The following is an 18,513-nucleotide window of genomic DNA, read 5'->3' as shown; positions in this document are numbered from 1 at the left end:
TGCTTGCACGCTTGCCACCGGGCGCCGCGCCGGCGCCGGCCGCTCAGGGTGCCAGCAGGGCCAGGCCGCCGGCCAGGTGGCGCACGTTGCCGTGGCCGAGTTGCTGGGCGATCTGCGCCGCCTCGGCGCTGCGCTTGCCGCTGCGGCAGAAGAACACCAGCGGGCGCGTTTCCCGGCACAGCCAGGCGGCGTGATCGGGCAGGCGCGACAGCGGGAGGCTGTAGGCCGCGCGCCCATGCAGCAGCGGCGTGCCGAGCGCGTGCTCGCAGGCTTCGCGCACGTCGATCAGCAGCGCGTCCGGATGGCGGTCGAGGAAGCGTAGCAGCGCGTTGCCGTCCAGCCCGCACGGGATCAGGCCCGTCGATGCCGGCGCCGGTTGCGGCGCGGCGCCGGCGCCGGCGCCGGCCCCGGATCCCGTCACCGGACAGGGCGCTGGCGGCAATGTGCCCAGCGCCTGGCCGCAGCGCGCGATGCGGGCGCAGGCGGCGTCGATGAACGCTTCGTCGGCCAGCGGGCCGAAGGACATGCGCACCGCGTTCGCGCAGCGTTCTTCCGGCAGCCCCATCGCCAGCAGTACGTAACTCGGCGCGGCCTTTGCCGCCGAACAGGCCGAGCCGGCGCTGACCCGCACGCCGGCGGCGTCGAACAGGTCGAGCAAAGCTTTACCGGAGCGGCCCGGCACCGTGAAATTGAGCGTGGTCGGCAGCGCGTGTTCGAAAGGCGCATTGAAGACGAGGCCGGGAAAGGCGGACCATAAGGCGGCGGCGAGACGCGCGCGCGCGGCGGCCATCTGCGCGTGGCTCATGAAGGTACGCCCTTCTTCGAGCGCGCGCAGTACCGCGCCCAGGGCGGCGATGCCGGCCATGTTCTCGGTGCCCGAACGCTGGCCGTCTTCCTGGCCGCCGCCGCACATCAGCGGCGTGAACGGGGCGCCGGCGCGGACATACAGCATGCCGATGCCTTTCGGCGCATACAGCTTGTGGCCGGAGAACGGCGCGTAATCGATGCGGGTGCTGCTCAAGGCCAGCGGCAGCTTGCCGAGCGCCTGCACGCAGTCGACCATCCACCGCGCCGGGCTGGCGGTTTCCTCCAGCACGGCCGCGATGCCGTCCAGGTCGGAGACGATGCCGGTCTCGTTGTTCGCGGCCATCGTGCAAATCAAGGCGGCGCGCGGCGCCAGCGCACGCAGCGTGTCCAGGCGATGGCGGCCGCCGGCGTCGACCGGCAGCGCCTTGATGGTCAGGTTCGTGCCGAGCAGCGCGTTCCAGTGCGCCAGGCTTTCCGGGACGGCCTTGTGTTCGGTCGCGCCATACAGCAGCAGGTCGCCGCACGGCAGTCCGGCCGCACGCCGCTCGCGCACTGCGCACAGGGCCGACAAAACGGCAGTCTGGATGCCCTCGGTGGCGCCGCTGGTGAACAGCAGGCGTCCATCCGGGGCGCCCAGCACGCGGCGTGCGCGGCTGCGCGCATCGTCGAGCAGCGCGCGGGCGCGCAGGCCGGCAGCGTGGCTGCTGCTCGGGTTGCCGAAACACGCGAGCAGTGCGCCCTGCGCGGCCTGGATTGCCGCCGGCAGGACGGGAGAAGTGGCGTTCGCGTCGAGGTAGATTTCACTATGCATAATAATTTGCAAAAAGCGTAAACACGAACGGAGATCGTGTTATTGTTAAGCAATATGTTACAAAGGTTTGATGGAAAGCACGTTCCAAATAAGCTATCAAAAACTAGGTTATTAGCATAGTTGTTCTATTAGTGACGAAAAACTAAAATGAATTCACTGGACAAGTTTGATTGTGCGATTCTCGCCGCACTTCAGGCCGATGCAACCCTGTCGATTTCGGGCCTGAGCGACAAGGTCGGCCTCTCCAGCACGCCTTGCTGGAAGCGCGTCAAGCGCCTCGAGGAAGAGGGGTATATCGAAAGCCGCGTCACCATCGTCAACCGCCAGAAGGTGGGCTTGCCGGTCACGGTGTTCGTCAGCGTGCGCACCCCCGAACACGATGAAAAATGGCTGGAACGCTTTGCCGCCGCCGTCGTCGCCCTGCCCGAAGTGCTGGAATTTCACCGCATGAGCGGCGACGTCGACTACCTGCTGAAGGTCGCCACCACCGACATCGCCGGCTACGACCGCTTCTACAAGAAGCTGATCAAGACCGCGCAGTTGAGCGGGGTCTCGTCGGCCTTCTCGATGGAGCAGATCAAGTGCACGACTGCCCTGCCGCTGGAGCTGATTGCGCACGGGTTGCCTGCCTGAGCTGAGCTGCACCGGGCCTTCGTTCTATGCGATGATGCAGGCCGTTCGTATATCAACGGAGACAGGCTGATGCCATCGAAATTCATTATGGCGCCGCTGGCGCTGGCCGCGCTGCTGTGCGCGTCGGATGCCGCGCTCGCGCAAGAACAAGCAGTCAAGATCGGCGTGACCGGCCCGCTCTCGGGCGCGAATGCCTTTGCCGGCAAGGACAACGAAAACGGCGTGCGTCTCGCCGTCGAGGAACTCAACGCCCAGAAGATCAAGGTGGCGGGCAAAACGCTGCGCTTCGAACTGCAATCCGAAGACGATGCCGGCGATCCGAAGCAAGGCGTGACGGTGGCCCAGAAGCTGGTCGACGGCGGCATCAAATTCGTGCTCGGACCGTACAACTCGGGCGTCGCGATTCCGGCGTCGCGCGTCTACAACGACGCCGGCGCCCTGATGTCCACCGTCGGCACCAATCCCAAGATCACCCAAAGCGGCTACAAGGGCGTGTTCCGCATTGTCGCCAGCGATTCGCAGGTCGGCGGCGCGATGGCGAATTACGCCGCGCGTGAATTAAAGCTGAAAAACGTCGGCGTGATCGACGACCGCACCGCCTTCGGCACGGGCATCGCCACCGAATTCAAGCGCCAGGCGCAAGCGGCCGGCATGAAGGTCGCCGGCCACGAGTTCACCAACGACAAGGCCAGCGATTTCGCGGCCATCCTCACCGCGCTGCGCGCGAAAAAGGTCGACGCCATCTTCTTCGGCGGCTATGCGCCGCAAGCCGCGCCGATGGTGCGCCAGATGAAGGCGCTCGGCCTGAACGTGCCGCTGCTCGGCGGCGATACCCTGTGCAGCCCGGAGATGGCCAAACTCGGCGGCGCGGCCGTCGGAGAAAATGTGCGCTGCGCCCAGGCCGGCGCCATCATCGCGAAACAGCCCGCCGGTCCCGCCTTCCTTGCCAAATACAAGGAGCGCTTCAAGCGCGAGCCTGACGTCTACGCCCCTTCGTTCTATGACCAGACCATGTTCATCGCCGCGGCGATGAAGGCCGCGAACAGCCTCGATCCGGCGGCGGTCGGGCAGCAGCTGCGCAGCTCGAGCCACCAGGGTGTGGTCGGCAGCTACGGCTACGACGACAAGGGCAACCTGAAAAAGACGGCGGTGACCGTCTACACGTTTAAAAATGGCGCACTGGCGCCACTGGCTAGTTATTAAGGCAATCACATGAACCAACATTTCAAGCTCGGCGCACTGGCTGCCGCCGCCCTCATCGCCTGTGCACCGGCCATCGGCGCCGACCAGGCCGCAGCGCCAACGAAACAGGTCGCCGCCCATCCGCAAGCCGGCAAGAAGCTCAACGTCCTCGCCGACGAGTACTACGATGCACTGGCGCGTTTCGACCCGGTCTCGGCCAGCGAGAGTGGAGATAACCGCTTCATCGACCAGATCGGCATGTCGATTTCCCCGGTCGAGCGCAGCAGACAGTTCGCGCGCTACAAGGCCTTCCAGAAGCGCCTGCATGCGATCAAGCGGGCGCAGTTGAACAGCCGCGACCAGACCAGCTACGACATCCTCGATTATGAGCTCGGCATGGCGCTGCGCTTCGAGCCCTTCCCCGAGCACCTGCTGCCGCTGAACCAGATGGACAGCATGCCGGTCACGCTGGCGAACTACGCCAGCGGCCAGGGCGCCCAGCCGCTCTCCACCGTGCAGGACTACCGCGCCTACGCCAGCCGCCTGACGCAGCTGGGGCCGTGGGTCGATCAGGCGATCGCCAACATGAAAGAAGGGATCAAGCGCGGCATCGTGCACCCGAAATCGGTGATGCTGTCGGCCCTGCCACAGTTCAAGCAGCTGGCGGCAAGCACGCCGGAGGCCAGCATCTACTACACGCCGATTAAAAACTTCCCGGCCGGTTTCTCGGACGCCGACAAGCGCGCGCTCACCAAGCTGTATGCAGATGCGATCGGCGGCAAACTGAATCCGGCATTGAACCGCCTGGCGACCTTCATCGAGAAGGACTACATTCCGGCCGCGCGCACCAGCACCGGCTGGAACGCGCTGCCGAACGGCGCCGCCTGGTACAAGGTGCGCGTGGCGAGCCAGACGACGACCGACCTGACGCCGGAAGCGATCCACGAGATCGGCCTGAAGGAAGTGGCACGCATCCAGGGAGAATACGGCCGCATCGGCCCGAAGATGGGTTACACGGGCCCTGCGGCCGGCCTGCCGGCCTGGGTGTCGCAGCAGGCGAAGTTCAAGCCATTTAAAACGGAACAGGAAGTCATCGACGTCTACCGCAAGCTCGACGCCCAGCTGCGCACCAAGCTGCCGTCGATGTTCAACCTGCGTCCGAAGTCGCCGCTCGACCTGCGCCTCGAGCCTGAACTGAGCCGCGCCACCGCCTCCGACCACTACACCCCGCCGGCGGTGGACGGCACCCGTCCGGGCGTGTTCTGGTCGGTCGTGAACGACCCGACCCAATACGGCAGCACCGGCATGGTCACGCTGTTCCTGCACGAGGGACAACCGGGCCACCACTTCCATATCGCGCTGGTGCAGGAACTGGGCCTGCCGAATTTCCGCAAATTCGGCGGCAACAACGCGTTTACGGAAGGCTGGGCGCTGTACGCCGAGACCCTGGGCAAGGACATGGGCCTGTTCGACAAGCCGGAAGATTATTTCGGCCACCTGAACGACGAAATGCTGCGCGCCGCGCGTCTTGTCGTCGACACCGGCATCCACACCAAGGGCTGGACGCGCGAGCAGGCCATTCAATATTTCAGCGACACGCTGGGCTACAGCGAGGCCGATTCGCGGGCCCAGATCGAGCGCTACATGGTGTGGCCGGGCCAGGCGCTGGGTTATAAAATCGGCTCCCTCAAAATCCTGGAGTTGCGCCACCGGGCGGAAGCCGCGCTGGGATCGAAGTTCGACCTGCGCGCCTTCCACGACATCGTGCTGGGTGAAGGGACGCTGCCGCTGGCGCTGCTGGAGAAGAAGGTGGATCGCTGGATCGCGGCGTCGAAGTGATCGATCAGGCGCGCAAGTGTTCTTGAGCGGAGTTTGAATCCGATCGGCGATTCCCAACGTATATAGGTTAGCAAGACCACCCACAACCTATAACAACCGAGGAATCGCCATGCGTACATTCAAGAAGACACTGCTCATCGCCGCACTTTTCGCCACCAGCGCCGGCGCCTATGCCCATGCCGCCGACGTCATGGTCGGAGGCCAGAGCATGATGGCCAGTAAGGACATCGTCGACAATGCAGTCAATTCGGCCGACCACACGACGCTGGTCGCGGCAGTCAAGGCTGCGGGCCTGGTCGACACCCTGAAGGGCAAAGGGCCATTCACCGTGTTCGCCCCGACCAACGCCGCCTTTGGCAAACTGCCTGCCGGGACCGTCGATACGCTCGTCAAACCGGAAAACAAGGCGACGCTGACGAAGATCCTGACCTACCACGTCGTCCCCGGCAAATACGATTTCATGGCGCTCAGCGCAGCCATCAAGAAGCAGAACGGAACGGCGGAACTGACGACGGCCAGTGGCGGCAAGCTGAAGTTCATGATGAACGGGATGCACAACATCACCGTCGCGGACGAAAAAGGGCAGACGGCCAATATCAGCACCTACGATGTCTACCAGTCGAACGGCATCATCAACGTCGTCGATAGCGTGTTGATGCCCAAGTAAGGTCAAAGCCGGACCGATCGATGCGGGGCCGCGCGCGGCCCCGCATCCCGGCTTATTTCACGTTGATGAAGGGGACCGCTCCGCCCGACACGTTGGGCAGCTTGCCGTCCCATTTTTCAATGGCCAGCCTCTGGTTTTCCATCTCGCGCAGTCGGATCAATTCGGGCGTCACCTGCTGGCGCTGGATCGCCAGCGATTCGGCTTCGGCACGCGCCTGGGCCACGCGTTGGCGCGCTTCGACCTCGATGCGCAGCAGGTCGCGTTCGGCCTTCAACTTGAGCTGTTCGGCCGTGGTCTTGGCCTCGATCGCTTCGTTGAAGGACTTCGAAAAATTAAAATTCACGATCGAGAACTCGTCGACCACGATCGCGTGGCGCGCCAGCCGTTCGCGCAGCTGGGCCACGATCTGGTCGCGCACGTCGGTACGCTTGGCGATCAGCTCCTCGGCGGTAAAGCGCGCCGTCACCGCTTTCACCGCTTCCTGCACCGACGGGATGATCATCCGTTCGCCTGGCTCGTTGCCCAGGTCGCGAAACACGGAGACCGCCCCTTCCGGCTTGACGTGGTAGTTCAGCGCCACCCGCGTGTGCACGATCTGCAGGTCGCGCGAGGCGGCATCGCCCTCGCCTTCTCCCTTCTGGATCGACACATTGACCAGGTTGATCTTCTGCGCCAGCGGGAAGCGGAAGTGGATGCCCTCGCTCAGTACCTCGTTGCTCGGGCTACCGAAGGTCGTCTTCACGCCACGGTGGCCCGCCGGCACGGTGCCGAAGGGCGCCAGGGCGAATAACAGGATCAGCACGATGACCGCGCTGACCAGCTTCAATGCGAGTCCCTTCATGTTTTCCCCTTTTACTTAGTTAGTTTTGCTGAACGATTAAAGTATATCGTTGCTGAACTCTTAAGAATTGAGAATTACCGGAAGGGCCACCGCGGTCTTATTTCTCCGGCGTGATCCGCCACACCACGCCACCGCCGTCATCGACCACCAGCAGCGCGCCATCGGCCGCCACTTCCACCGCCGCCGGCCGGCCCCATACATCGCGGTCGCTCAGCACCATGCCGGTCATGAAGTCCTGGTACTGCCCGGTCGGCACGCCGTTCTTCATCATCACGCGCACGACTTTGTAGCCGGTGCGGGTGGCGCGGTTCCAGGAGCCGTGCAGGGCCAGGAAGATGTCGCCCTCGTACTGTTTCGGGAAAGCGTGCTTCGCACCCGGCGGCGCCTGGTACACCACCATGCCCAGCGGCGCGGAGTGCGACTGGATCAGGGTGTCGGGGACCAGCACCCTGGTTCCAAGGTCGGGACGGATACCCTTCAGACGCGGGTCTTCGTTGGCGCCGATGTAATACCACGGCCAGCCGTAGAAGCCGCCCGCTTTTACACGCGTGACGTAGTCCGGCGCCAGGTTGTCGCCCAGTTCGTCTCGCTCGTTCACGCTGCAGAACAAGTCTCCCGTCTTCGGATGCACCAGCATGCCGACGCAGTTGCGCAGGCCGTTGGCGTAGGGCCGGCGATTGCGGCCGTCGGGGTCGAAGGCCAGCACGGCGGCGCGCTCGGTCTCTTCGCCCCAGGCGGCGCCCACGCCATACTTGGCTTCCCATTGCGCCAGCGGCTGGGGCGGTTTATCTCCGATCTTCGAGGCGTAGTTGGTCGCCGAGCCGACGGACAGGAACAGGGTCTTGCCGTCGTTCGAGAACGCGAGCGTACGCGTGACGTGGCCGCCGCTGGTGTCGCTGATTTTATCCACGACGACTTCCGGCTCGCCCCTGGCCTTCAGGTCGCCGACGCTGTAGGGGAAGCGCACGATCGAGTTGACGTTGGCGACGTACAGGTATGTCGGATGCGCGCCGGCCGGCCACAGGGCCATGCCGTAGGGACGCGAGAGACCGGTGGCGAACACGCCGCTGGTCTCGGCTTTCTCGCCGCCCTGCGAGCGCAGTACGGTGATCTGGCCCTTGGCGGCTTCGGAAATAAAAATGTCGCCGTTCGGCGCGCGCAGCGGCAGGCGCGGCTTGCCGAGATTGTCGGCATAAACACCGACTTTAAAGCCTTTCGGGACGGCGGGCATGGCGCCGTCGGGACGCGGCGCCAGTTTCGGGCCGTTGCCGGCGCTCTCGCTGGCGAAGGGTGCGGCCAGGTCGGCCGGCTTGATGTGGTGCAGGTCGCCGGGTTTGTCGGCGGTCCAGGCGGCACTGTCGCTGGCGGCGGTCTTCGTGCCTGCAGCCGCGGCCGTAGCTTTGCCCCTTTGCGTGGCGAGGAAGTCGATCAGGGCGGCGCGCTGTTTTGCGTCGGAGACGCCGATCGGCATTGCGGTGCCGGGGACGTCCTTGTTCGGGTCGCGCAGGAAGACGTCGAGTTCCTCTTTCGTCCAGGTCTTGCCGGCGGCGCCGGCCTTCGCCAGCGCGTCGGTGTAATTGAAACCAGGGACGGCGGCGGCTTTGCGGCCGATGAGGTTGAACAGACCGGGGCCGGCACGCGAGGTTTGCGCTGGGTCGACCGTGTGGCAGCTGGCGCAGTTCTGGTCGAAATAGGTTTGGCCGGCCGTCGGGGCGGCGTTTGCCGTCGCGGCGAGCGTGACGGCGGCGGCAATCGCGGTGAGATAGTTTTTCATAAGCGTGTTATCGGGAAATTACTCGACCATGAAGACCGGATAGCGGCGCCATTCCGGTTCGCGGTACTTGTCGCAGTGGGCGAAGATGAAGTCGAGGACGGCTTCCTGGTTCGACAGCAGGGCCGGATTGGCCGCTTTCCACTCGGCGAACTTCGCAGCCAGCGCCGGCTCTTCCGCCAGCAGTTTTTCCGCTTCGTCCTCGAACACGTAGTCCGAATACGCTTCCTTCTTTTCCAGCACGCTGTTGAAGAAGCCCCAGCGGAAGAAGCTGTCGTGGGCCTGCGGCTCGAGGGTTTCGACGACGTAGCGCGCCTTGTCCTGGTCGAGGGAGACGATCGCGTCGCCGGCGCGCAGCTGCACGGTGCCGCGGCGCTTTTCCAGCTGGACCTCGTCGTGGAACATGTGGCCCTCGTAGGCGTTCGGGCGCGAGGAGACCGCGGCGATGTGGTAGTACGCCACGTCCTGCATGCGGTCTTGCGTCACACGCTCGAGCTGTACGCCGTTCAGTTCCAGGCGTTCGATCGCCTCGCGCCAGGCCTGCGGGACGATATAGGCCTTCGCTGCGGGGACCGTCACGTCGGCCTTGAAACGGTTGTAGTAGGTGATGTCGCGCTCCCACGGGCTCGAACGGTCGTAGTACAGGCGCGAATAGTCGCCCAGCACGCTCGGCTTGTACCTGGCCTCGTAGCCCTTGAACCGGAAGGTCGACGTGTTCTCCTCGTCCATCACCCAGTGGATCGGCCATTCGGCGCGGGTGCGGCCCGCAGCTTTCGCGGCGCGGCGCAGCTGCTGGATCTGGTGCGCATGCCTGACCGTGAAATCGAGCGCCGTTTCGACCAGGGCGCGCATCGACGCGTAGCGGTCTTTAAAAGGTTTCAGCATGTGCGTCTCAGGCATGAAGCCGATCGTGTGATGCAAGGCCGCATAGCCCGTCGAGAAGCGCGCCGTCTCCAGGAACTCGGCGATGCCGTGGTCCGGGCTGTCCTTGACCGGGTTCACGTAAGGGCAGGTCGGCCAGCCGCGCGCTTCCATCTCCGCATACAGCGCCGGCAGCATGGTCCCGGTGAGGAAGCCGCCCAGCTCACTCCCCAGTTTATCCGCCTGGGTGTGGATCAGGGTCATCGTGTAGCTGTAGTCGGCGCCGTTGGAAGTATGGGTGTCGACCATCACGTCCGGGTCCCAGGTCGCGAACAGTTTATTGAAAGTCTGGGCCGTCAGGGTGTCGCACTTGACGAAGTCGCGGTTCAGGTCGAGGTGGCGGCTGTTGCCGCGGAAGCCGAACTGCTCGGGGCCGTCCTGGTTGACGCGCGAGGTGTTCGCGCGATTGATGCTGCCGTCGACGTTGTACAAGGGGACGAACAGGAACACGGTTTTTCCCAGCGCCGCCAGCCGCTCCGGCTGGGTACAAAAATCGCGCACCAGCGCCATGCAGGCATCGACGCCTTCAGGCTCGCCCGGGTGGATGCCGTTGTTATTAAAAAAGACCGGACGCCCGGCCGCCTTGATCGCCTCGACTTCGAACACGCCGTCGCTGCTCACCACGCCCGCGTGGATCGGCACGCCGGCATCCGAGGTGCCGACGACGCCGAAGCGCAGCACACTCGGGTAGCGGCGCGCGAGGTCTTCGTACCAGGCGATGCATTCGCCCAAGGTGGTGGTCTGGTTCTGGTTGCCCAGTTCGTAGGGCGTCATCAAAGTGTTCGACATGGCGGTAACGGGGGAGATTGAATCAAGGCGCTACGATACCGCAAATGCGCCTAAGGGTGGGCTGCAATAAGTGGCAGTGCAATGGCCAGCGTCGTGCCCCGTTCGGGCGCGGAACGGACGGTGATCGTGCCATTCAAGGCATACACGCGTTCGCGCATGCCGATGATGCCGATGCCCTCGGAGCTGCTGGCCGGATCGAAGCCGTGGCCGTTGTCTTCGACCCCGATGCGCAGCATGTCGTTGGCGGGGTCCAGCACCAGCGTCACCTCGGCGGACGTCGCACTCGCGTGCTTCATGATGTTCGACAGCGCCTCCTGCACGATGCGGTAGGCGGAAATCGCGAGCTCGTTGCCGAGCTTTGAGAAATCGCCTTCCGAGTGGAAGGAGAAGCGGCAGCCGGAACTGTCGTAATGGCGCAGCATCTCCTCGACCGCGCCGTGCAGGCCCAGCATGTCGAGCACCTCGGGGCGCAAGCGCCGCACCAGGCGGCGGCCGTTGGCGTACAGGTCGAGCGCGAGCCTGGTGATGGCTTGCGCTTTAGTCCGGATGTCCTCGATCTCCGGCGCCGGCGGCGCTTTCGAAGCGAGCGTGACTATGCTCTGTGCCTCCAGCCGCACCGCGATCAGCGACGCGTTGAGCTCATCGTGGATCTCGACCGCGATGCTCTTTCGTTCATCCTCGATGATGCTGTTCACCTTCTGGATCAGTTTTCGTTTATCCGCGTCGGCGCGCAGCGCCTCGTTGCGCGACGCGACCAGGTCGCGCGTACGCTCGGTCACCTTGTTTTCCAGGTCCTGGGTCGACTGGTCGAGCGCGACCGACATCTCGCCGATCGAGGCCTGCAGCTCCCCTACTTCGCCGCCGGTCGTCACCGGCAGGTCGACCCGGTAGCTGCCGCCGCGAATCGAGCGCAGCGCGCCGATCGCTTCTTTCAAGGGCAGCGTCAACGAGCGCGCCAGCACCCAGGCCAGCACGCCGGAAGCAAGCAGCGCCAGCGCAGCCATCGCCAGCTCGATCCGGAAACGCCGGCCCTGCTTGTCCAGCATGTTCGAAGGCGACATCCGCACCCGCACCGCGCCGACGATCTCTGTGGTCAGCGTGGGCGGACGCGCCTCACTCGAGGCCGAGACGTGCGGGGTGCCGTTGTCCGTGAACAGGTTGATCCACACGACCTGCTTGCGGATCGGCGCTTCGTAATAATGCGGCTCGGCGTCCTGCGCCGTCTCCGAGGTGACGCGCACCGCGCGCTTGCCGCTGGCGTCGACCACGTCGACCCGGTAGATGCTTTTATCGGACTGCACCAGGCCGTTGATGGTCAGGCGCAGGTCGGTGAGATTACCGGAGATGACGTTGTATTCGCTGGTTTCGGCCAGCGCCCGCGCCAGGATGCGGCCACGCTCGCTCAGCTCCTCGGCCACCTGCGCCCGGTGCGCATACCAGGAGTAACCCATGAAGGCAGCGAACAGGAACACCACCGGCAGCATGGTAATGAATGCCATGCGCAGGCCGATGCTCCAGCTGCGCCAGAAATATAAACTCATGGCCGCGCACGCGCGAAGCGGCGCGCTTCATCGCTCACCGCGATGTCGAGCGAGCGGGCGACGCCTTCGTTGATCGCGGTACGGAAGTAACGCGGGAATTGCGGCGGCGGCAAATCCCCGGTCGCGACAAAGCTGGCCGCCATTTCGGCCACCTGGGCGTTGATGTCCTCGATCTCGGAATAGGTCGTGGCGAGGGCGCCCACTTTCACCATGTCGCTCGAAAAGCCGATCACGGCCTGCTTGCGGCGGTAGGTCGAGAGCAGGATGTTGCGGATGTTTTCGGGGTTGTAGATCGCACTGTCGGGCAGCGCCAGCAGCACTTCGCTGCGTTTGACACGCGCCAGCACGTCGCCCAGGTCGTCCTCGCGCCCGGCCTGCAAAACCTCGGCCTGGCCGATCAGTGCCGGTTGCAGGAAGGCGGTATCGGGTCCGAGGATGGCGGCCACGCGCACCGGCCGCCGGTACAGCAGCGTGGCCAGGCGCACCTGGTCAACGGGGGCCGGCTCGGCGTACACCGCGGTCATCATGCGCGCACGGGCGGCAGGCAGGCGGTCGACAATCGCATGCCAGACCTGGCTCGAGGTAAAGGCGGAGATCACCACGCAGTCGCAACGGCGTGCGGCGGCTTCACGCAGCGCGTCCGGGCCGATCGCCACATAGACCATGCGCCGCCGCTGGGCCAGTTCGGTGCGGAAGGCGGCGAAGGTCGGCACCAGGCGTTTATATAAATCTTCGGCGATGCGCACGGTAAGGCCGCTGTCGTCGCCGGTAAAGATCTGGAAGCGGTAGCCGGATACGGGTGTCACCGGCGCGGCAACGGCGACGCCGGCGGCCAGCACCAGCGCCGCTGCGAGGAAGCGCAGGCGTGTCAAGGCCGGGCGCATCGCGTCAAGGCTGGATCAGGCCATATTTCACGGCCAGTTTCGTGATGTGGGCCTGGCGCTCGACGCCCAGCTTTTCCTTGATCGACTGGCTGGTATTGCTGATGGTTTTGGTGGACAGGTTCAGCTTCTCGGCGATTTCTCCGTTGGTCAGGCCTTCGGCCATCAGCTTGAAAATCTCGAGCCCGCGTTCGTCCAGCTGCGACTGCGGCGAAACATCCCCGCGCACCGCGATGCTGGCCAGCCGCTCGGCGATCTGCGGCGGGAAATACAGCTTGCCGGCGTTCGCCTGGCGCACCGCCGCCGCCAGGTCGGCCGGGTCGCAATCCTTGGTCACGAAGGCGTGGGCGCCGATGCGGTAGGTTTCCTTGATCAGGCTATCCTGGTCGAACTGGCTGAGGAAGACCACCTTCGCCTGCGGGTCGGCGCGCAGGATGTTCTGGGCCGCATCGAGCCCCGTCAATTCCGTGCCGAAGCGGATGTCGAGCACGACGACGTCCGGCTGCTGCTCGGCGTACAGCGCCACGGCTTCGCTCGGGGTGCGCGCCTGGGCGACGACATCCATGCCTTCGGCCGCCAGCGACATCGCAAACCCCGTCATCACGATCGGGTGGTCGTCGGCCAGCATGACGCGAATTGCTTTTGGGTTTGTCACTCTTCTCTCCGTTTATTACATCTGCTTACCAATGTCTGGCAGTAATGTGTGCCAGCCGACAGAAGCCGGATCAGGTATGGGTTGATTATTTCATACAACGGCGGAGGAAGCGAGGACTCCCTTGCCCCGCAGCGCGCCCGCAAATCCTCCGCCCATTGGCAGGATGGCATACACGATTGCCAAGAAAACGCTTTACGCATTGCTATCTAATGGCATATATTATTTCTACACCTTAGACATATGCAGCACTTTCCGTAAGCAAAAGCCCGGTCAGCCGTCCGCCGGGCATAACAACAAGGAGATCGCCATGCATTTCTCGCACATGCACCCGAACAGCGGCAGCAAAGCCGGCAAGTTCGCCGTGGTCGCAGGTCTGCACGCCCTGATCGCGGTCGGCGTCGTCAACATGATGAACAACAAGGTCATTTCACTGCCTTCGCTGCCGAAAGACCTGACCGTGTTCATGACGCCGGAACCGGTCGTGCCGCCGCCGCCGCCGCCCGAACCCCCGACCGTGAAGCCGAAGCTTGCGCCGCCGGAGGTCGTGGTGCCGAAGGTCGAAGTCGAGGTGCCGCCGCCGGTCGAGAACCCGGTGCAGGCGAGGACCGAGGTCGCGCCGGTCCAGGAACCGGCGCAGCCGGCGCAGTCCGAAGCGCCGGCCCAGCCGGCCACCCCATCGTCGAACCCGGGCACGATGCGCAGCGCCGTGCTGGCCGATGCCAACGGCTGCGCCAAGCCGAACTATCCGGCGAATGCCGCCCGCAACGGCGAGACGGGCACGGTGACGCTGGCCCTGCTGGTCGGTACCGACGGGCGTGTGACGAGTTCGCGGGTGCAGAAGTCGAGCGGTTCGCGCGACCTCGACCGGGCCGCCGTCAACGCCCTCAGCCTGTGCCAGTTCAAGCCGGGCATGAACAACGGCGTACCCGAAGCCGGCTGGGCGCAGATCGCCTACGTCTGGTCGCTCGAATAATGTAAATCGTTTCCGTTTTACCCGCCAACTCTCAGCCTGGCGGGTTTTTTTGTGCCTGCACTGGCAGGCCCCTGTTCGGCCCTCGATCACACAAGGATGCGGTCCATGCTTTCCGATTCAGCCCTGCCTTCCTCCGCCGGCTTCGCTGCGGCATCCATCCTGCTTGCCTTTCTCGCCTGGCTGGCGCTCGGTCCCACGCAGCCGTCCTTGCCGGCACCCGCCCCCGCGAATGCGCCGGCGGCACAGTTTTCGGCGGCACGCGCGGTGGGGGATCTGAACGAGCTGGCGCGCGTACCGCGGCCGATCGCCAGCAGCGCCAACCAGGCCGCACGCGCGTACCTGCTCGCACGCCTGCGCGCCATCGGCCTCGAACCGCAGGTCCAGCGCGCCCTCGTGCAAAAAAACTATGTCGACTACAACGCCAATTACGAGACGACGATGGGCATCGTGCACAACGTGCTGGCGCGCCTGCCCGGCACCGCACCCGACCGCCTGCGCCGCCCCAGCCTGCTGCTGGTCGCCCACATCGACAGCGATCCCGCCAGTCTCGGCGCCAGCGGCGCGGCGCCGGTGGCGGCGCTGGTCGAGACCTTGCGCGCCCTGCGTAGCGGCGCCGCGCTCGAAAATGACGTATTGGTGCTGTTTGCCGACGGCGAGCACGTGGGCAGCCTCGGCATGCAGGCCTTCGCCGAGCAGCACCCCTGGGCGCGCGAAGTCGGGCTGGCGCTGCGCTTCGATGGCGGCGGCAGCGGCGGGCCGATTGCGCTGTATAACACCCTGGGCGCGAATACCGCGGCGATCGACGGCTGGCTGCGCGCGGCGCCCGAGGTCCAGGGCTCGTCCCTGATGCACGAGGTCCGCCAGCTGGTACCTGGCGCGCTGCGCATCCGCGCACTTGGCCTGCTGGGGGTACCGGTGCTGCAGTTTGCGCATACGGGCCGTCCGTTCGGCGGCGACGGCGCCCTCGACACGCCGCAGCGCTACGAACGCGCAACCCTGCAGCAGATGGGAGAAACGATGCTGCGCCTGGCGCGCGAGTATGGACACGGGCGCATCGATCCGCAGCCCGCGACAGGCCAGGTGGTTTTCCCGCTGCCGGGCGTCGGCACCGTGCATTACAGCGGGGCGCTGGTCTGGCCCTTGACTCGCCTGACCTGCCTGCTGCTGGTGGGCGCGGTCTGCATCGCGATGCAACGCTCCGGCGTGCGCTATCCGGCCCTGCTGCAGGCCTTTTTCATTGTCCCCTCGCTCGCGGTGGCGCTCGGCATCGGCGCCTGGCAGTTGTGGATGCAGGTGCCGGAACTGCACCGCGCCTGGCATCCGGCTACTCCCGAACATGCACGCCATGCCCTGCTGTATCTGGCTGCCGTGTGTGCGCTGTGCGCCGCCGTGTTCATCGCCGCCCAGCGGCAACTGGCGCGGCTGACCGGTACGGCGGCGGCGATGCTGGCCGGCCTCGCCTGCCTCGTGCTGGTGCTGGTGCTGGCGAGCTGGCTGGCGCCCGGCGCCAGCTACCTGGTCCTGTGGCCGGTGCTGGCGGCGCTGGCCTCGTTCATCGCCCTGCATTCGCGCCGGGTCGCGGCATGGCCGGGGGTTGCGCGGCTGGCCGTGCTGGTCGGCGGCGTGCTGCCGGCCGTGGTGCTGGTGCTGCCGGTGCTGCGCGAGAGTTACCTGGTGCTCTCGCCGCAGCGCATGAACGTGCCGGTCGCGATGCTGGCCCTGGTGCTGGGCGTGTCGACCCTGCTGCTGTCCGGCGCGCGGCGCTACCTGGCGCGCACCCTGCTGCTCTGCGGCCTCGGCGGCCTGGCGCTGGCCGGCAGCGCAGATGAAATCGAGGAGCCGGCGCCGCTGCGGGCGAATGCACTGGTCTATTACAAGGACATGCCGAGCTGGGACGCCTACTGGCTGCATCCGGCGGGGGAACTCGACCCGTGGGAGCGGCAGCTGTTCGCCAACCTGAAGGAACCCTACACATTCGTCAACGTCTTCGGCTGGGACAGTCCGCGCCAGTGGTATGCCTGGGCGCCGCGCGACGGTTTGCAGTTCCCCTTCGTGCGGATTCTGCGCAACGGCAAGGCGCCGCAGCGCCACGCCGACTTCACGCTGGTATCGCAGAACCGCGCACCGCAGGTGCGCTTGATGGTGACCGGTGCGCGGCCGACGCGGGTGACGGTCAACGGACGCCCCCTGCTCGACAAGGAAGCGAAGACGCTGACGATGGTGCTGTACGGGATGGAGGACACCCTGCTGCACTTCCGGATCGAGGTGCTGTCCGATCCGATTTTTGCGGTGCGCATCGAGGAAGTGCTGCCCGGGTTGCCGGAACGGCTGCTGCCGCCACGACCGGCGGCCACGCCGCTGGTGCCACTGAGCGGGCAATCGATCGCGGCCGATACGCTGTGGTTTTACTGAGGCCGCCTGGACTACACGCTTGCACTACAATACAGCGCGCACCGACCGTGCGCGCCCATCAACCACCGCAGCAGGATTCCATGTACAAGATCGTCTCCGCCGTCGCCCTCACCGCCCTCGCCAGCAGCCTGGCAGTCGCCTATCCCGTCCACGCCGCCCCCGCCAGCGCACAAGCCGCCGTGGTAAAAGAAGCGCCCTTGCGCGGCCACCTGTCCTTCCTGGCGTCCGACGCCCTGGAGGGCCGCGGCACCGGCCAGCGCGGCGGGGAATTGACCGTGACTTACCTGGAATCGCAGGCGATGGCCGCCGGCCTGAAGCCGGCCAACGGCAGCAGCTACCGCCAGGAGGTCAAGATTGCAGGCGTGCGTCCGCTGCCGCAGCAAAGCAATGTGGCGATCGTTGCCGGTGGCCAGGCGCTGCCGATGAGCTTCGGCGCGGACTGGGTCTGGGCGCCGGGCGACGCGAAAGCGGAGCACAGCATGGACGCGGAACTGGTCTTCGTCGGCTACGGCATCACGGCGCCGGAAGAAGGCTGGGACGACTACAAAGGCCTGGACGCGAAAGGCAAGGTCCTGGTCATGATGGTCAACGATCCGGCGCCCACCGCAGCGGAACCGAAGCGTTTCAACGGCGCCGGCCTGACTTATTACGGCCGCTGGACCTATAAACTGCAGGAAGCGGCGCGCCAGGGCGCGGCCGGCGTCCTGCTGATCCACACGGATGCATCGGCCTCCTACGGCTGGAGCGTGGTGCAGAACAGCTGGGCCGCCGCCGAGCGCTTTCAACTCGCCGACGCCGACCTCGGCACCGGCATGCAGGGCTGGATGACCGACGCCGCCGCCCGTAAATTATTTGCAGCTGCCGGCCAGGACCTCGACAAACTGCGCGCCGCCGCCGAAGACAAATCGTTCAAACCGGTGTCCCTGAATGCGCGCGTAAAAGGCGAGACCCGCGCCGCGGTGCGCACGCTGAACGAATACAACGTGGCCGGCGTCGTGCCGGGCACCGACCCGAAGCTGAAGGACGAAGTCGTCATCTACAGCGCCCACTGGGACCACATGGGCAAGCAGGGAACTGAAGGCGACACCATCTTCAACGGCGCCGTCGACAATGCCTCGGGCACGGCCGGCCTGCTGGCGATGGCGCAGGAAGCGGCGCGCCATCCCGGCAAGCGCTCGCAGATGTTCCTGTGGGTCGCGGCCGAAGAACAAGGCCTGCTGGGCAGCGCGGCCTACGCCGCCCGTCCGCTGTGGCCGGCCGAAAAAACCGCCGCCAACCTGAACCTGGACAGCCTGAATTTCGTCGGAGCGGCCAAGGACATCGGCGTTTCCGGCAGCGAGCGCACCGAGCTGGGAGCGATGGCGGCAGCGACCGCAAAAGCGATGGGCCTGACGGTGGCGCCGGCCAAGCCGGACCTGGCCGGCGGCTACTTCCGCAGCGACCACTTCAGTTTTGCCAAAGCCGGCATCCCGGCCTTCTCGGTGGGCGGCGGCAGCGCCTGGGTCAAGGATGTCGAGGCGAACAACGCCAAGGCCAAGGCCTATCGGGCACGCTACCACCAGGTCAACGACGAATACGATCCGAGCTGGGATTTGAGCGGCATGGTGCAGCAGGCGCAGTTCACGCTGAACCTGGGCCGCATGGTCGCCGACTCGCCGAAGATGCCGACCTGGAAAGCGGGCGACGCCTTCGGCAGGGTGCGCGCGGCGGCGAAGTAATTCCGCACGTTTGAATTAAAAACGCCCGGTCATCGCTGACCGGGCGTTGTTGTTTGCGCCGTGCGGATTACT

The 18,513-nt window shown here is 65.5% G+C and carries 14 protein-coding genes; 7 read left to right on the top strand and 7 right to left on the bottom strand.

What is annotated here, in order from left to right:
• Positions 1-43: 43 nt before the first annotated feature.
• A complete protein-coding gene (locus tag ACI48I_RS00150; protein WP_498572991.1) occupies positions 44-1,618 on the bottom strand; it encodes an aminotransferase class V-fold PLP-dependent enzyme in 1,575 nt (524 codons plus the stop codon).
• Between the two features lie 147 nt (positions 1,619-1,765).
• Between ACI48I_RS00150 and ACI48I_RS00145 the strand changes: the two genes are divergently transcribed.
• The 4 genes from ACI48I_RS00145 to ACI48I_RS00130 all read left to right on the top strand — a co-directional run bounded on the left by ACI48I_RS00145 (position 1,766) and on the right by ACI48I_RS00130 (position 5,939).
• Entirely contained in the window at positions 1,766-2,251 is a 486-nt protein-coding gene (locus ACI48I_RS00145) for an Lrp/AsnC family transcriptional regulator (protein ID WP_192055808.1), read from the top strand.
• Between the two features lie 69 nt (positions 2,252-2,320).
• The gene (locus tag ACI48I_RS00140; RefSeq protein WP_193688081.1) at positions 2,321-3,454 is read left to right on the top strand and encodes a branched-chain amino acid ABC transporter substrate-binding protein; all 1,134 of its coding nucleotides are present in this window, start codon (positions 2,321-2,323) and stop codon (positions 3,452-3,454) included.
• 9 nt (positions 3,455-3,463) lie between these two features.
• Positions 3,464-5,272, top strand: a complete 1,809-nt coding sequence (locus tag ACI48I_RS00135; protein ID WP_193688080.1) for a DUF885 domain-containing protein — start codon at positions 3,464-3,466, stop codon at positions 5,270-5,272.
• Between the two features lie 190 nt (positions 5,273-5,462).
• A complete protein-coding gene (locus ACI48I_RS00130) occupies positions 5,463-5,939 on the top strand; it encodes a fasciclin domain-containing protein (protein WP_227496736.1) in 477 nt (158 codons plus the stop codon).
• Between the two features lie 52 nt (positions 5,940-5,991).
• Here the strand turns inward: ACI48I_RS00130 and ACI48I_RS00125 are convergent, their stop codons facing one another.
• From ACI48I_RS00125 to ACI48I_RS00100, 6 genes are all read right to left on the bottom strand, one after another.
• Positions 5,992-6,780, bottom strand: coding sequence for a prohibitin family protein (locus tag ACI48I_RS00125; RefSeq protein ID WP_498572990.1), 789 nt, complete (start codon positions 6,778-6,780; stop codon positions 5,992-5,994).
• A gap of 97 nt (positions 6,781-6,877) precedes the next feature.
• A complete protein-coding gene (locus tag ACI48I_RS00120) occupies positions 6,878-8,554 on the bottom strand; it encodes a PQQ-dependent sugar dehydrogenase (protein ID WP_193688077.1) in 1,677 nt (558 codons plus the stop codon).
• An 18-nt stretch (positions 8,555-8,572) separates the two neighbouring features.
• Positions 8,573-10,261 (bottom strand): M14 family zinc carboxypeptidase, encoded by a 1,689-nt coding sequence (locus tag ACI48I_RS00115; protein ID WP_498572989.1) that lies wholly within the window; start codon positions 10,259-10,261, stop codon positions 8,573-8,575.
• A gap of 50 nt (positions 10,262-10,311) precedes the next feature.
• Complete coding sequence (locus tag ACI48I_RS00110; protein WP_498572988.1) at positions 10,312-11,802, bottom strand: sensor histidine kinase; 1,491 nt, start codon at positions 11,800-11,802, stop codon at positions 10,312-10,314.
• Entirely contained in the window at positions 11,799-12,674 is an 876-nt protein-coding gene (locus ACI48I_RS00105; RefSeq protein WP_498572987.1) for a hypothetical protein, read from the bottom strand. The genes ACI48I_RS00110 and ACI48I_RS00105 overlap by 4 nt, the downstream gene beginning before the upstream one ends.
• A 16-nt stretch (positions 12,675-12,690) precedes the next feature.
• A complete protein-coding gene (locus ACI48I_RS00100) occupies positions 12,691-13,338 on the bottom strand; it encodes a response regulator (RefSeq protein WP_227496650.1) in 648 nt (215 codons plus the stop codon).
• Between the two features lie 307 nt (positions 13,339-13,645).
• Here ACI48I_RS00100 and ACI48I_RS00095 point away from each other — a divergent pair, with 307 nt between their 5' ends.
• The 3 genes from ACI48I_RS00095 to ACI48I_RS00085 all read left to right on the top strand — a co-directional run bounded on the left by ACI48I_RS00095 (position 13,646) and on the right by ACI48I_RS00085 (position 18,441).
• Positions 13,646-14,311, top strand: a complete 666-nt coding sequence (locus ACI48I_RS00095) for an energy transducer TonB (RefSeq protein ID WP_498572986.1) — start codon at positions 13,646-13,648, stop codon at positions 14,309-14,311.
• 105 nt (positions 14,312-14,416) lie between these two features.
• Positions 14,417-16,723 (top strand): M28 family peptidase, encoded by a 2,307-nt coding sequence (locus ACI48I_RS00090; protein WP_498572985.1) that lies wholly within the window; start codon positions 14,417-14,419, stop codon positions 16,721-16,723.
• An 80-nt stretch (positions 16,724-16,803) separates the two neighbouring features.
• A complete protein-coding gene (locus tag ACI48I_RS00085) occupies positions 16,804-18,441 on the top strand; it encodes a M28 family peptidase (RefSeq protein ID WP_498572984.1) in 1,638 nt (545 codons plus the stop codon).
• The last annotated feature ends 72 nt before the right edge of the window (positions 18,442-18,513 follow it).

Source organism: Massilia sp. LXY-5, assembly GCF_059801075.1.
Note: the sequence above shows the minus strand (reverse complement) of the source record. Positions and strands in the feature narration are given on the sequence as shown.